General features: G+C 31.6%; 1 protein-coding gene. It reads right to left on the bottom strand.

Translation table 11 applies throughout. The features are described from left to right. Positions 1–903, bottom strand: a 903-nt coding sequence (locus RH98_RS15020) for an IS1595 family transposase (RefSeq protein ID WP_010257847.1), incomplete at its 3' end; no start/stop codon positions are given. Positions 904–962: the final 59 nt, after the last annotated feature.

The following is a 962-nucleotide window of genomic DNA, read 5'->3' as shown; positions in this document are numbered from 1 at the left end:
AGTAATATTGGCAATAATAAGCCTATCAAAGAGCTTATCACCAAAGTACCTTCTATTAAGTTTATAAACGAATTCATCTAAGTACGCTTGAAGATATTTTCGTTTAATTTTATGGTAATTTCCTAGTAGATTTCTTTTGGCATTACTGATAGCTATATGTACCCATTTAAGAGTTTCTTTTGTTGTTTGTTCTGATGATTTTTCAGTGATATGTATCTGCACAAAATCTGAAATATCTACATAAGAAGTACTCTTGTCAGTTAAGACAATACTACTTTCATGAATATTTTTCTTAATCATTTCATTAACACCTTCAGCTTTATGATCTTCTAAAACAACAGCTTTAAAAAAGCGTACATGATTTTGTTTTTTACTTGTTTTTATGTCCTCTAAAACTGTACTTTCTGCCATAATTGCAACATTTTGGACACCTGTAGAGCCACGACCACTTTTTGTTTTAGACTTCTCTATTTCAGATGTTTCTACTTTAAAATACCCCTCATCCATCTCTAACATTCCTTCTAAAATATATTTGCTATCTCTATTGCCCATTGCCTTGCGAAGTTTATGTACCATTGCCCATACTGGTTCATATCTTTTTAGTCCTAATTGCTTCTGAATTTCTAAAGTAGAAAAGCCTTTTTTAGTCGCTGTCATTAAGAACATTGTTTTATACCATATTAGAAAAGATAGCTTAGAATGTTCCATTATTGTTCCACTTTTTAAAGTCATACGAGAACGACATTTCTTACATTCATAACTCCATCTACTTTGAATCCAATAGTGGGTATCATGACCACATCTTTGACACGTTACACCTAATTTGTCGCGTTGTTCTTTAAAGTGTAAACGGCATGCTTCTTCACTTGTAAATTCGGCTGAAAAGGTAAATAGATTGGCCATATAATTTCTCTCTTTTATACTACAAATATAGCATTATGTCATCAAACGGAGATACATTT

The organism is Myroides injenensis M09-0166, assembly GCF_000246945.1.
Taxonomy (GTDB): domain Bacteria; phylum Bacteroidota; class Bacteroidia; order Flavobacteriales; family Flavobacteriaceae; genus Flavobacterium; species Flavobacterium injenense.
Note: the sequence above shows the minus strand (reverse complement) of the source record. Positions and strands in the feature narration are given on the sequence as shown.